Origin of the sequence: Leclercia sp. W6 (assembly GCF_003336345.1) — a bacterium.
Classification (GTDB): domain Bacteria; phylum Pseudomonadota; class Gammaproteobacteria; order Enterobacterales; family Enterobacteriaceae; genus Enterobacter.
This window is the reverse complement of the sequence record NZ_CP031104.1, coordinates 4,441,694-4,455,410: the sequence shown is the minus strand read 5'-3', so window position 1 is coordinate 4,455,410 and position 13,717 is coordinate 4,441,694. Positions and strand designations below refer to the sequence as shown.

At 56.5% G+C, this 13,717-nt stretch carries 13 protein-coding genes and 1 tRNA gene; 11 read left to right on the top strand and 3 right to left on the bottom strand.

Annotated features, from left to right (window positions below; all coding sequences use genetic code 11):
- Position 1: 1 nt before the first annotated feature.
- The 6 genes from DVA43_RS21935 to ureG are packed head-to-tail and all read left to right on the top strand — an operon-like array spanning position 2 to position 4,336.
- Entirely contained in the window at positions 2-316 is a 315-nt protein-coding gene (locus DVA43_RS21935) for an urease subunit beta (RefSeq protein WP_114316760.1), read from the top strand.
- The gene (gene ureC, locus DVA43_RS21930; protein WP_114316759.1) at positions 309-2,012 is read left to right on the top strand and encodes an urease subunit alpha; all 1,704 of its coding nucleotides are present in this window, start codon (positions 309-311) and stop codon (positions 2,010-2,012) included. The genes DVA43_RS21935 and ureC overlap by 8 nt, the downstream gene beginning before the upstream one ends.
- Positions 2,013-2,021: 9 nt before the next feature.
- Positions 2,022-2,486 (top strand): urease accessory protein UreE, encoded by a 465-nt coding sequence (gene ureE, locus DVA43_RS21925; RefSeq protein ID WP_103822894.1) that lies wholly within the window; start codon positions 2,022-2,024, stop codon positions 2,484-2,486.
- 9 nt (positions 2,487-2,495) lie between these two features.
- Positions 2,496-3,035 (top strand): HupE/UreJ family protein, encoded by a 540-nt coding sequence (locus tag DVA43_RS21920; protein ID WP_114316758.1) that lies wholly within the window; start codon positions 2,496-2,498, stop codon positions 3,033-3,035.
- Entirely contained in the window at positions 3,035-3,709 is a 675-nt protein-coding gene (locus DVA43_RS21915; protein WP_114316757.1) for an urease accessory protein UreF, read from the top strand. Before DVA43_RS21920 ends, DVA43_RS21915 begins: the two co-directional genes overlap by 1 nt.
- Before the next feature lie 9 nt (positions 3,710-3,718).
- Entirely contained in the window at positions 3,719-4,336 is a 618-nt protein-coding gene (ureG, locus tag DVA43_RS21910; protein ID WP_103822897.1) for an urease accessory protein UreG, read from the top strand.
- Positions 4,337-4,366: 30 nt separating this feature from the next.
- Here ureG and DVA43_RS21905 read toward each other — a convergent pair whose 3' ends face one another.
- Complete coding sequence (locus tag DVA43_RS21905) at positions 4,367-6,442, bottom strand: S8 family serine peptidase (RefSeq protein WP_114316756.1); 2,076 nt, start codon at positions 6,440-6,442, stop codon at positions 4,367-4,369.
- A gap of 368 nt (positions 6,443-6,810) precedes the next feature.
- On the opposite strand from DVA43_RS21905, the gene DVA43_RS21900 reads away from it, so the two are divergent.
- The gene (locus DVA43_RS21900) at positions 6,811-7,488 is read left to right on the top strand and encodes a response regulator transcription factor (protein ID WP_246842248.1); all 678 of its coding nucleotides are present in this window, start codon (positions 6,811-6,813) and stop codon (positions 7,486-7,488) included.
- 19 nt (positions 7,489-7,507) lie between these two features.
- On the opposite strand, the gene tsaD is transcribed toward DVA43_RS21900, so the two are convergent.
- Positions 7,508-8,521 (bottom strand): tRNA (adenosine(37)-N6)-threonylcarbamoyltransferase complex transferase subunit TsaD, encoded by a 1,014-nt coding sequence (gene tsaD, locus DVA43_RS21895; protein ID WP_114316754.1) that lies wholly within the window; start codon positions 8,519-8,521, stop codon positions 7,508-7,510.
- A gap of 237 nt (positions 8,522-8,758) precedes the next feature.
- Between tsaD and rpsU the strand changes: the two genes are divergently transcribed.
- The 3 genes from rpsU to rpoD all read left to right on the top strand — a co-directional run bounded on the left by rpsU (position 8,759) and on the right by rpoD (position 12,842).
- Entirely contained in the window at positions 8,759-8,974 is a 216-nt protein-coding gene (rpsU, locus tag DVA43_RS21890; RefSeq protein ID WP_001144069.1) for a 30S ribosomal protein S21, read from the top strand.
- Positions 8,975-9,090: 116 nt separating this feature from the next.
- On the top strand, positions 9,091-10,836 hold the full coding sequence (dnaG, locus tag DVA43_RS21885; RefSeq protein ID WP_103177014.1) for a DNA primase: 1,746 nt from the start codon (positions 9,091-9,093) through the stop codon (positions 10,834-10,836).
- A gap of 164 nt (positions 10,837-11,000) precedes the next feature.
- Positions 11,001-12,842, top strand: a complete 1,842-nt coding sequence (gene rpoD, locus DVA43_RS21880; protein ID WP_139157075.1) for an RNA polymerase sigma factor RpoD — start codon at positions 11,001-11,003, stop codon at positions 12,840-12,842.
- 61 nt (positions 12,843-12,903) lie between these two features.
- On the opposite strand, the gene mug is transcribed toward rpoD, so the two are convergent.
- Entirely contained in the window at positions 12,904-13,410 is a 507-nt protein-coding gene (mug, locus tag DVA43_RS21875; RefSeq protein ID WP_114316751.1) for a G/U mismatch-specific DNA glycosylase, read from the bottom strand.
- A gap of 125 nt (positions 13,411-13,535) precedes the next feature.
- Between mug and DVA43_RS21870 the strand changes: the two genes are divergently transcribed.
- Positions 13,536-13,611, top strand: a tRNA-Ile gene (locus DVA43_RS21870).
- Positions 13,612-13,717 lie beyond the last annotated feature (106 nt).

Here is a 13,717-nt window from a genome sequence, read left to right as displayed (position 1 = left end):
CATGATCCCAGGCGAATACCAGATACAACCCGGGCAGATCGTTATTAATGCCGGACGCAACACGCTGACGACGATCGTCGAGAACCACGGGGATCGACCGATCCAGGTGGGATCCCATTACCACTTTTACGAAGTTAATCCAGCGCTCAAATTCGATCGTGAGCCGACCCGAGGCTACCGCCTGAATATCGCCGCTGGTACTGCCGTGCGCTTTGAACCGGGGCAGAAGCGCGCCGTGACGCTGGTGGCTGTAGCAGGCGCACAGCGCATCGTCGGCTTTCGTGGCGAGGTGATGGGTGAGGTCAACCATGGCTGAGATTTCACGTCAGGCCTATGCCGACATGTTCGGCCCCACTACCGGGGATAAAGTCCGTCTCGCCGATACCGAGCTCTGGATCGAGGTGGAAAACGATCTGACCATCTACGGTGAAGAGGTCAAATTCGGCGGCGGGAAGGTGATCCGCGACGGTATGGGCCAGGGGCAGATGACGGCACAGGATTGCGTGGATCTGGTGCTGACCAACGCGCTGATCGTCGATCACTGGGGGATCGTGAAAGCCGATATCGGCGTGAAGGATGGCAGGATCTTCGCCATCGGCAAAGCGGGTAACCCGGACATTCAGCCCGGCGTAACCATCCCCATTGGCGCGGCCACCGAGGTGATCGCCGCCGAAGGGAAGATTGTCACCGCAGGCGGGGTCGATACCCATATCCACTGGATCTGCCCGCAGCAGGCGGAAGAGGCGCTGGTATCCGGCGTCACCACCATGATTGGCGGCGGTACCGGCCCTGCCGCAGGCACCAACGCCACCACCTGCACGCCGGGGCCGTGGTATATCGCGCGCATGTTGCAGGCGGTCGACACGCTGCCGGTGAATGTCGGCCTGCTGGGTAAAGGCAACGGCTCCAACCCGGACGCCCTGCGTGAGCAGGTTGCCGCGGGTGCGATTGGCCTGAAAATTCATGAGGACTGGGGTTCCACCCCTGCGGCGATCGACTGCGCCCTGACAGTAGCGGACGAGATGGATATCCAGGTGGCGCTGCACAGCGACACCCTTAACGAGGGCGGGTTTGTCGAGGACACCCTGGCGGCCATCGCCGGGCGCACCATCCACACCTTCCACACCGAAGGGGCGGGCGGCGGCCATGCGCCGGATATCATCACCGCCTGCGCGCACCCTAACATTCTGCCCTCCTCTACCAACCCGACCCTGCCCTATACGGTCAACACCATCGACGAACATCTGGACATGCTGATGGTCTGCCACCACCTCGACCCGGATATCGCCGAGGATGTGGCCTTTGCCGAATCACGCATTCGCCGGGAGACCATCGCCGCCGAAGACATGCTGCACGACCTGGGCGCCTTCTCGCTCACCTCGTCCGATTCGCAAGCGATGGGCCGGGTGGGAGAAGTGATTATCCGCACCTGGCAGGTGGCGCACCGCATGAAGGTGCAGCGCGGCCCGCTGGCGGAGGAGTCGGGCGATAACGATAACCTGCGGGTGAAGCGCTATATCGCCAAGTACACCATCAACCCGGCGCTGACCCACGGCATCGCCCATGAGGTCGGGTCGATTGAGGCGGGGAAGCTGGCGGACCTGGTGGTCTGGTCCCCGGCCTTCTTTGGCGTGAAGCCAGCCACCATCGTCAAAGGTGGGATGATCGCCTGCGCGCCGATGGGCGACATTAACGCCTCGATCCCCACGCCGCAGCCGGTGCACTACCGGCCCATGTTTGGCGCGCTGGGCGCCGCCCGCCACGCCACCCGCCTGACCTTTCTCTCGCAGGCCGCTGCCGATAACAACATCGCGCAGCAACTGAACCTGCAGAGCGCCACCGCAGTGGTCACAGGCTGCCGGACGGTGAAAAAAGCCGACATGATCCACAACGGTCTGCAGCCCAACATTACCGTCGATGCGCAAACCTATGAGGTGCGCATTGACGGGGAACTGATTACCAGCGCACCGGCAGAGGTTCTGCCGATGGCGCAACGCTATTTCCTGTTCTGAGGAGCATTCATGATCACCTTAACCCAACGCCTGGATCATCCCCATCCCGTTACCGCACACGTCACGCTGCCGATTGATGTGCGGGTAAAGAGCCGCGCCCGCGTGGTGCTGGACGACGGTCGCGATGCCGGGTTGATCCTGCCGCGCGGCCTGCTGCTGCGCGGCGGCGACCTGCTTGCCAGCGACGATGGCCGTGAAGTGGTGGAAGTTATTGCCGCACCCGAACCGCTGTCGGTGGTGCGCTGCGCCGATCCCTTCCTGCTGGCGCGCGCCTGCTATCACCTGGGCAACCGCCACGTGCCGCTGCAAATTCTGCCCGGCGAGCTGCGCTATCACCACGATCACGTGCTGGACGAGATGCTGCACCTGTTCGATCTCGAGGTGACTTTCGCCAGCCTGCCCTTCGAACCGGAAGCGGGTGCCTACGCCAGCGAAGGTCACTCCCATTCACACTCTCACGCTCATTCACATTAAGGATTAATCATGCGTAAGTTGTTACCCCTGCTTCTGCTGGCCTTCTCCCTGCCCGCGCTGGCCCATCCGGGACACGGCAGCGACAGCTTTCAGGCGGGCTTTTTCCATCCCCTGACCGGGCTTGATCATCTCCTGATGCTCACCGGCGCAGGCGTGCTCGCCGCCCTGAGCGGCCGCAGGCTGCTGATGCCCTTTGCCACCCTCGGCATGATGCTCACCGGGGCGATTGCAGGCAGCCTGCTGGGGGGCTTTAGCGGCATGGAGATGCTGATCATCGCCTCGCTGGCGGTGTGTGGCGTGATGATGTTCAAAACCGAAAACCGCCTGCTGCTGGCCGTGCCCGCGCTGGCGATGTTTCACGGCTGGGCGCACGGGGTAGAGATGGCAGGTCACAGCTTCTGGCTGTTCACCAGCGGCTTTATGTTCGCCAGCGCCGCAGTGCTGTGCGCAAGCTTTGCGGCAGGCCTGCTGCTGCGCCGTCACGACGGGCTGCGTAAAACCCTCGGTGGAGGGCTTATCGCCTCTGCCCTGCTGGCGCTGATGAGCTGATGGAGCCGTCCCGCCAGTGGTTGCGCCTGATGCAGCTCGCCAGCAGCAGTCTGCCAGTGGGGTCGTTTACCTGGTCGCAGGGGCTGGAGTGGGCGGTAGAAGCGGGCTGGGTCACTACCCCGGCGGCATTCAAAGCCTGGCAGTGTCAGCAGATGGAGCAGAGCTTTTTCTGCGTCGATCTGCCGCTCTTTTCCCGCCTCTACCGCGCCTGCGAACAGCAAGACCGCGCTGCCGCCGCGCGCTGGACCGCATACCTGCTGGCCTGCCGGGAGACCCGCGAGCTGCGGGAGGAGGAGCGCAACCGCGGGGCGGCCTTCACCCGGCTGATCAAAAGCTGGGAGGCGGATTGCCCAGCTGACTGGCTGGTGCTGTTCTCCCAAAGCCAACTGTGCGGCATGGCGTGGCTCGGCGTGCGCTGGGGGATCGATCTGCGCGAGATGGCGTTAAGCCTTGGCTACAGCTGGATCGAAAGCGCGGTGATGGCGGGCGTCAAGCTGGTGCCCTTTGGTCAGCAGGCGGCCCAGCTGTTGATCATCGAACTCTGCGATCGCTTTGCCGACGGGCTGGCGCAGGCGCTTCTGCGCCGCGATGACCAGCTGGGGGCAGCCACGCCGCTCTCCGCCATCGCTTCGGCGCGTCACGAAACCCAATATTCACGGTTATTCCGTTCCTGAGGAGTCTCTATGTCTGAGTACAAACACCCCCTGCGTGTGGGCGTCGGCGGCCCGGTGGGGTCGGGTAAAACCGCCCTGCTGGAAGCGCTGTGTAAAGCGATGCGCGACACCTATCACCTCGCGGTGGTGACGAACGATATCTACACCAAAGAGGATCAGCGCATTCTCACCGAGGCGGGCGCCCTGGAGCCGGAGCGCATTGTGGGCGTGGAAACCGGCGGCTGTCCGCACACCGCCATTCGTGAAGATGCCTCAATGAACCTGGCAGCGGTAGAAGCGTTAAGCGAGAAGTTCGGCAACCTGGATCTGATCTTTGTCGAGAGCGGCGGCGACAACCTGAGCGCCACCTTCAGCCCGGAGCTGGCGGATCTGACGATCTACGTGATCGACGTGGCGGAAGGGGAGAAGATCCCGCGCAAAGGCGGGCCGGGGATCACCAAATCCGATTTTCTGGTGATCAACAAAACCGATCTCGCCCCTTACGTGGGAGCCTCGCTGGAGGTGATGGAGCGCGACACCAACCGCATGCGCGGTGAGCGTCCGTGGACCTTTACCAACCTGAAAGCGGGTGACGGGCTGGCGACAATTATTCGCTTCCTGGAAGAGAAAGGCATGCTGAAGGTATAAAAAAAGCCTGGCTTTCGCCAGGCTTGCCGATCATTTACAGGTGTTGTACTTGGATCCTTGCTCGCGCCAGGCGCCCCAGGTACTGAAGCCTTTGCCCGGCTCTTCCTGGCCCGGGTTGACATACCACTGGTTAAACCAAATCTTACCGTTGTGAGACACCTTCGTGCACTTCACTGGATAGGCAATTTTTGGGTTGTAGGCCGGCACGGTCTCTTGAGCCGGGGTGTCATCTTGCGCAGGCGTAGTGTCCTGTGCCGGGGTGTCGTCTTGCGCAGGCGTGGTGTCCTGGGCCGGAGTTTCATCCTGTGCCGGAGCCGCCGGTTTGCTGACCTTGATGGTCATGCTGTCCTGCGCCGTGCGGCCATCGGCGCCGGTTGTGGTCAGCGTAAAGACCGCATCACCCTCGGTATTCGCCGGGATCACCGCATAGGCATGGGCGCTATCAACGCTGCTGCTCAGGGTGCCGTTCAGGTTCTGCTGCACAAAGAAGGTTCCAGCCCCTTTGGTCACGCTCCAGTTATACGATTTCGCATTCAGGCTCTTACTGCCATCCAGCGGATAGGTTTTTACACCAGAGACGGGAGAAACCATCGTGTAATCCGCGCCTGCAGCAGCGGTAGGAGCTGGAAGGGTGGCGCTGCCGCCGTCCTTCAGCGCCAGAATGCGCGCCACCGCACGTTCCATATCAGGTTGAGTACCCACTTTTGCCGAATCACCATTCGCCAGCGGTGTACCAGTTTCCTGCAAAATCTGGCGCATTTGCACCGGCGTAACGGTAATACCATGCGCTTTTGCAATGCCTGACAGGCTTGCCACTACCCCCGCAATAATCGGGTTAGCAGAAGAGGTGCCGGAGAAGGAGTCCGTATACTGGGCGTTTGCCACATTATACAGAGCGCCATAGCCAGTCGTTACCACATCCCAGCATCCCCATGCGGAGCTGGTAACACGCGAACCATAGGTACTAAATGAGGCTTTTTTTCCATCTTTAGCGCAGAGTGCACCGGCGATAATGGCGCCAGAATCGCGAACGTTAACATCAAATTTTCCATTAAAAGCACTGTGATCGAGGTTAACGTTGCCGTTACCAGCCGCTTCAATAACGTATACGCCTTTATCCGTCAGCGCCTTGATAACATCGTAGTAACTGCTGGCATTTTCCTGCGGCACGTAACAGTCTTTAGTACATCCCGTGATTTCGCCGCCGCCGGTCTGCATCCCAATCTGTACGACATCCCCTGCTTTCAGCAACGGGATCATGTTATAAAGGTTGTTGTACTGCCAGTCGTTAAAGCCCACGCGGCTTTTCCAGCTGAGCCCGCGCACACCACCACCAATATCTTTTGCCGCCATGATACCCACAGAAGCTGTATCATGATCGTCGTAATATTTGTTGCTGCCCTTAATTAATTCTGGTTTCGGCAAGTTTATATGGTTGACATTCCAGATGTCGTTTTCCATGGAAATAATGGTCACGCCTTCGCCGTCATTACCCGGATATTTATTTACGCTGTCACGGTTAACGCCGCCCATATAATATCCTGAGCGCTTGTCTGTAGGCGATTTTGTATAGTACTGGAGGTGACGAAAATCAGGTACTGTCGATGCGCCAACGGTGCTTTGCACTGTCGATTTCAGCAACGGTTTACTTTGCAGAGCCTCACCGTGATATTTATCCAGAGTGGTAGGGACACTTTCTGGATAGACAATTTCAATGTTCTGATTATGCTCCAGCTCAGCGATAATATTATTTATGTATTTTTTATCCTTACTTTTTTCTTCAGGTAATGCGATACGTAAATAACGGTCAAAACCGTAGCGCGCGTTGAGTTGTGCAAATTCATCAGACTGGGTGCTACGCAAGTTGTTCGGGCGGAATACGTTGACAGGAACCAGAGATGGATCGCTTAACGTTAACTTACTCGAGGTCGATGTGGTCGTTGCCTGACTGGTAGACTTCAGTAAGGGTTTACTGGCCTTCATTTTAACCACAACCGCGATATAGGACTCGCCATCATGGGCAAATTCGACCTGGGGTGCTGTTCCAGCATAAGCAGAGCAAGTGACCGCAGCGCCGATCAAGAGAGAGAGCATACTTTTTTTCATTTTGCCAACGTTCCTTAATGACATTTATTAATGTGAAGTTCCTTTATTCACAATGAAAGAAAATCATCGGCCTGCCAATAAGAGCGCTCTTTGGATAAATAAGAAAGTTCCCTCACGGATACATCCCGGGGAAAAATAAATTATATGGGATATGTCAATCATTACGGCGGATAAAAATATCCAAATTAATCTACGGCGGCGTTTAAACGCGCGGAAATAACGGCGAAAAGAATAGCAGAAACGCCAGCGCAAGGCATTTTTAATATTAAAAATATCTTTCAAAGCATAATTACTAATATTTACGCCGCGGTAAAATTGACTACCTTATACGCTGGCGTCATCGCTTCAGCGTGCAATGCTGGAGGAGTATGATGCAAGTAAAAATAACGCTCGCCGATGAACATCCCCTGATTCGCCGGGGGGTTCGCGCGATGCTCAACGACATGAACAGCGCCAGCGACGGTATGGCGTTTACGCTGGCCGATGAAACGCAGACCACGTCCGAACTGCTGAAACAGCTGGCGCAGCAGCTCCCTGATATTTTGTTGCTGGGCTATACCCTGAGCGGCACGCAAAGCGCCGATCCCTTGAGTCGCATGGAAGGGCTGGCGCTGGTAAAAGGTCTGAGCCAGCGCTATCCCACGATAAAAGTGATCCTGCTTACCCGCTACAAAAATCCCCAACTGATCCGGCTGGCGATCGAGACGGGGGTAAAGGGGTACGTGAGTCACAATATGAGCGAAAAGACCTTCCGCGATGCACTTACCGGCGTGTTGAACGACGAAGTTTATGTCGAACCGGCATTAATGAAAACGCTGTTTCCGGCGGAAAAACTGCCCTCCGAGGCGCTCTCTCCCAGAGAGATGGATGTACTGCGTTTACTCTGTAAAAGTGGAAACCTGACGGATGTGTCGCGGCGAATGCACCTGAGCATTAAGACCGTGAGCGCACATAAGATCCGGGCGATGGAGAAGCTGGGGGTAAAAAATGACTGTCAGCTTTATTGTCTGCTGGCCCGTACCCGGATGTTCGATATTACCCTGTGACATCCGGGCCGGAGAGCGATCAGGCGGCGGGCAGTTCGGCCAGTGGCCAGCGCGGGCGCACGGAGACGCTCAGGTCCGCCGTGGCGTTCGATTTCAGACGCACCATACCGGCATAGGCGATCATCGCCCCGTTATCGGTACAAAATTCCGGGCGGGCATAGAACACTTCACCGCGGCGTTTTTGCATCATCTCCGCGAGCTTTGCGCGCAGCGTACGGTTGGCGCTGACGCCGCCCGCCATCACCAGGCGCTTAAAGCCGGTCTGATCCAGCGCGCGTTTGCACTTGATCATTAAGGTATCCACCACCGCATCTTCAAAGGCGCGGGCGATGTCGGCGCGTGTCTGCTCGTTGTCGTCATTATTCCGGATGGTATTGGCGGCAAAGGTCTTCAGGCCGGAGAAGCTGAAATCCAGACCCGGACGGTCGGTCATCGGGCGCGGGAAGACAAAGCGCCCTTCGGTACCCTGCGAGGCCATTTTCGACAGCATCGGGCCGCCAGGGTAATCGAGCCCCAGCAGCTTGGCGGTTTTGTCGAACGCTTCACCCGCCGCATCGTCAATGGACTCGCCCAGCAGTTCGTATTGGCCAATACCGGTGACGCTGATCAATTGCGTGTGACCGCCGGAAACCAGCAGCGCCACAAACGGAAATTCAGGGGGATTCTCTTCCAGCATCGGCGCCAGCAGATGCCCTTCCATATGGTGAACCGGGATTGCCGGTACATCCCACGCGAACGCCAGCGAACGCCCGACAGTGGCGCCCACCAGCAGCGCACCCACCAGGCCTGGACCCGCCGTGTAGGCCACAGCGTCAATATCTTTTGCCGTAAAGCCAGCCTCTTTCAGCGCCGCCTGGATCAGGGGCACCGTTTTACGCACATGGTCGCGGGAGGCCAGTTCCGGCACGACGCCACCGTAGTCGGCATGCAATTTTACCTGACTATACAATTGGTTGGCGACGAGCCCTTTTTCATCGTCGTAGATCGCGATGCCGGTTTCATCGCAGGATGTTTCAATACCCAGTACACGCATGACTTGTTTTACCTCACTCAGATACCGCGCAGTGTAGAGCCTGGGCGGGTTGTTGTAAAACTTTCCTCACCCCTGGAGTTCACTTCGTGTATACTCCTCACCCTTATAAAAGTCCCCTTTCAAAAACGGCCGCGGTGCTTTACAAAGCAGCAGCAATTGCAGTAAAATTCCGCACCATTTTGAAATAAGCTGGCGTTGATGCCAGCGGCAAACCGAATTTATAAAGGTGAGAGTTACATGCCGGTAATTAAAGTACGTGAAAACGAGCCGTTCGACGTAGCACTGCGTCGCTTCAAGCGTTCATGCGAGAAAGCAGGTGTTCTGGCTGAAGTTCGTCGTCGTGAGTTCTATGAAAAACCAACGACCGAACGTAAGCGCGCTAAAGCTTCTGCTGTGAAACGTCACGCGAAGAAACTGGCTCGCGAAAACGCACGCCGTACTCGTCTGTACTAATCTATTGAGGACGCACTTCCTCAGTTGTCAGACAGAGTAGTAGTCGTAAGGCCGTGCTTCCGGAAGGAATGCGCGGCTTGTTTTCGTTTATGAGTTCCTAAAAATTTCTGGGGCCTATGGCTGGACGAATTCCACGCGTATTTATCAACGATCTGCTGGCAAGAACCGACATTGTCGATCTCATCGACGCGCGGGTAAAGCTGAAGAAGCAGGGCAAGAACTATCACGCGTGCTGTCCATTCCATAACGAAAAAACCCCCTCTTTCACCGTAAACGGTGAAAAGCAGTTCTACCACTGCTTCGGCTGTGGCGCGCACGGCAACGCCGTCGACTTTTTGATGAACTACGACAAGCTCGAGTTCGTTGAAACCGTCGAAGAGCTGGCTGCCATGCACAATCTTGAAGTGCCTTATGAAGCAGGCAGTGGCCCCAGCCAGATAGAGCGTCATCAACGACAAACGCTGTATCAGCTGATGGATGGCCTGAATTCGTTTTACCAACAGTCTCTCAAGCAACCTGCTGCTGAGCCTGCGCGTCAGTATCTGAACAAGCGCGGACTGAGCGACGATGTCATTGCGCGTTTCGCTATTGGTTACGCCCCTCCCGGCTGGGATAACGTGTTAAAGCGTTTTGGCGGCAATAGCGAAGATCGTAAATCACTCATCGACGCGGGCATGCTGGTCACCAACGACCAGGGACGTAGCTATGACCGCTTCCGCGAGCGGGTGATGTTTCCCATTCGCGACAAGCGTGGCCGGGTAATTGGTTTTGGTGGCCGCGTGCTGGGCGATGCCCTGCCGAAATACCTCAACTCCCCGGAAACCGATATTTTCCATAAGGGCCGCCAGCTGTATGGCCTGTATGAAGCCCAGCAGAATAACGCTGAACCGCAGCGGCTGCTGGTGGTCGAAGGCTATATGGATGTGGTGGCGCTGGCGCAGTTCGACATTAACTATGCCGTGGCGTCGTTGGGTACCTCTACCACTGCCGACCATATCCAGCTGCTGTTTCGGGTGACCAACACGGTCGTCTGCTGTTACGACGGTGACCGGGCCGGACGCGAAGCCGCCTGGCGCGCGCTGGAGACGGCGCTGCCTTATATGACCGACGGGCGCCAGTTGCGCTTTATGTTCCTGCCCGACGGCGAAGACCCGGATACGCTGGTGCGTAAAGAGGGCAAAGCGGCATTCGAGGCGCGGATGGAGCAGGCTCAGCCGCTCTCCACGTTTCTGTTTAACAGCCTGATGCCGCAGGTGGATTTGAGCACCCCGGATGGCCGCGCCCAGCTGAGCACGCTGGCGTTACCGCTGATTACTCAGGTGCCGGGCGAAACGTTGCGCATCTATCTGCGCCAGGAACTGGGTAAGAAACTTGGCATTCTGGATGACAGCCAGCTTGAACGTTTAATGCCAAAACTGGCTGAAAGCGGAGCGGTTCGCCCCGCGCCTCAGCTAAAACGCACAACCATGCGTATACTGATAGGACTGTTGGTGCAAAACCCGGAGCTGGCCCCACGCGTGCCTTCTCTGGCGGGTTTAGACCACGAAAAGCTGCCCGGACTTGGCTTATTTGCAGAACTGGTCAACACTTGTTTGTCACAGCCAGGTCTGACCACCGGACAACTTTTAGAGCACTATCGCGGAACAAAAGCGTCCGCAACCCTTGAAAAACTGTCGATGTGGGACGATATAGCAGATAAAGAGATTGCTGAAGAGACCTTCACCGACTCGCTCAACCATATGTTTGATTCGATGCTTGAACTGCGCCAGGAAGAGTTGATTGCTCGCGAGCGCACACACGGTTTAAGCAGCGAAGAACGCCGGGAGCTCTGGATGATTAGCCAGGAGCTGGCAAAGAAATAACAGAAAGACAAAAGTATTTAACGGCTTAAGTGCCGAATATCGATCGGGTAGATCCCGACAGCCGCACTGAGAGGCAGCGGCAAAAATACAAGTACGCCCTCGCTTTAAAGGTTGGCAGCCGTATCGCCGACACCAATCAAACGAATAAGTGTGGATACCGTCTTATGGAGCAAAACCCGCAGTCACAGCTGAAACTTCTTGTCCAACGTGGTAAGGAGCAAGGCTATCTGACCTATGCCGAGGTCAATGACCATCTGCCGGAAGATATCGTCGACTCCGATCAGATCGAAGACATCATCCAAATGATCAACGACATGGGTATTCAGGTGATGGAAGAAGCCCCTGATGCCGATGATCTGTTACTTGCTGAAAACTCAAACAACACCGACGAAGATGCAGAGGAAGCTGCTGCACAGGTTCTGTCGAGCGTTGAATCTGAAATCGGCCGCACCACTGACCCGGTTCGCATGTACATGCGCGAAATGGGTACCGTTGAACTGTTGACCCGCGAAGGCGAAATTGACATCGCTAAACGTATCGAAGACGGGATCAACCAGGTTCAGTGTTCCGTTGCCGAATACCCGGAAGCGATCACCTATCTGCTGGAGCAGTACGATCGCGTTGAGGCAGAAGAAGCCCGCCTGTCCGATCTGATCACCGGTTTTGTCGATCCGAACGCAGAAGAAGACATGGCCCCAACGGCGACGCACGTCGGTTCTGAACTCTCTCAGGAAGAGATGGATGATGACGAAGACGAAGACGATGGCGATGACGACAGCAGCGATGACGACAACAGCATCGACCCTGAACTGGCTCGCGAGAAGTTCGCTGAACTGCGCGCGCAGTATGTCGTTACCCGCGACACGATCAAAGCGAAAGGCCGCAGCCACGCAGCCGCTCAGGAAGAGATCCTGAAGCTCTCTGAAGTGTTCAAACAGTTCCGTCTGGTGCCAAAACAGTTCGATTACCTGGTAAACAGCATGCGCGTGATGATGGATCGCGTACGTACCCAGGAACGCATCATCATGAAGGTGTGCGTTGAACAGTGCAAAATGCCGAAGAAGAACTTCATCACCCTGTTCACCGGTAACGAAACCAGCGAGACCTGGTTCAACGCTGCTATCGCGATGAACAAGCCGTGGTCTGAAAAACTGCGCGACGTGGCTGAAGAAGTACATCGTGGCCTGCAGAAGCTGCAGCAGATTGAAGAAGAGACCGGCCTGACCATCGAGCAGGTAAAAGACATCAACCGTCGTATGTCCATCGGTGAAGCGAAAGCCCGCCGTGCGAAGAAAGAGATGGTCGAAGCGAACTTGCGTCTGGTTATCTCTATCGCCAAGAAGTACACCAACCGCGGTCTGCAGTTCCTGGATCTGATTCAGGAAGGCAACATCGGTCTGATGAAAGCGGTTGATAAGTTCGAATACCGTCGTGGTTACAAGTTCTCCACCTACGCAACCTGGTGGATCCGTCAGGCTATCACCCGCTCTATCGCGGATCAGGCGCGCACCATCCGTATTCCGGTGCATATGATTGAGACCATCAACAAGCTCAACCGTATCTCCCGCCAGATGTTGCAGGAGATGGGTCGCGAGCCGACGCCAGAAGAGCTGGCCGAGCGCATGCTGATGCCGGAAGACAAGATCCGTAAGGTGCTGAAAATCGCTAAAGAGCCAATCTCCATGGAAACGCCAATCGGTGATGATGAAGATTCGCATCTGGGTGATTTCATCGAGGATACCACCCTCGAGCTGCCGCTGGACTCTGCCACCACCGAGAGCCTGCGTGCCGCCACCCACGACGTACTGGCTGGCCTGACTGCCCGTGAAGCGAAAGTTCTGCGTATGCGTTTCGGTATCGATATGAACACCGACCACACGCTGGAAGAGGTGGGTAAACAGTTCGACGTTACCCGCGAACGTATCCGTCAGATCGAAGCGAAGGCGCTGCGTAAACTGCGCCACCCGAGCCGCTCTGAAGTGCTGCGTAGCTTCCTGGACGACTAATTCGTCCTGATGTAAAAAAGCTCCCTACGGGGAGCTTTTTTTATGGCTGACGCTTCAGAGCCTAAAGCCCCCGCACCACCAGCGCCTCGTCCAGCTCCCGGTACGCCTCCACCAGCTTCTCAAGCGTTGCCCGGTTTAAACCGCTCGGATTGGGCAGGACCCACACCTGCGTTACGCCGATAGTGATCTTCTGCTTTCCCCACTGCACTCCACGCTGGCTAAAGGCTTGCTCATACGCCTGCTTGCCGAGGACCGCCAGCGCCGCGGGCTGATAGTCCTCAATCTTCTTAACTAACTCGCGCCCGCCGCTGCGCAACTCATGCAGGTTTACCTCGCTCGCCTGCACCGTGGGCCGCTCCACCAGCATGGTGATGCCGCAGCGGGTATCCAGCAGCTGTTGCTCCTCTTCCGGCTTGAGTAACTTATCGGTAAACCCGGCCTGGTAAATCACTTTCCAGAAGCGATTACCGGGATGCGCAAAGTGAAAACCAGTATGGGCGGAAGACTTGCCCGGATTGATGCCGCAGAACACCACCCGCAGGCCTGGCGCCAGGATATCGCTGATCATTATTACTCCTGCTTATTGATTCAGGCTTTAAGTATAAAAGATTGAAAATGCGTTGTTTATAAAAACAGCAGGCAGGTACGTATGGCTGGATTGCAGCGAGCAGTTACTTTATAATCCTCCGCCACGGCCCCTTAGCTCAGTGGTTAGAGCAGGCGACTCATAATCGCTTGGTCGCTGGTTCAAGTCCAGCAGGGGCCACCAAGTTTATCAAGGACTTAGACAGGAAACTGGCTAAGTCCTTTTTGTTTGGGTGAAATACAGGTGACGTAATGGGTGACGTTACTTCACCGTCACTTCCTATCGAGAA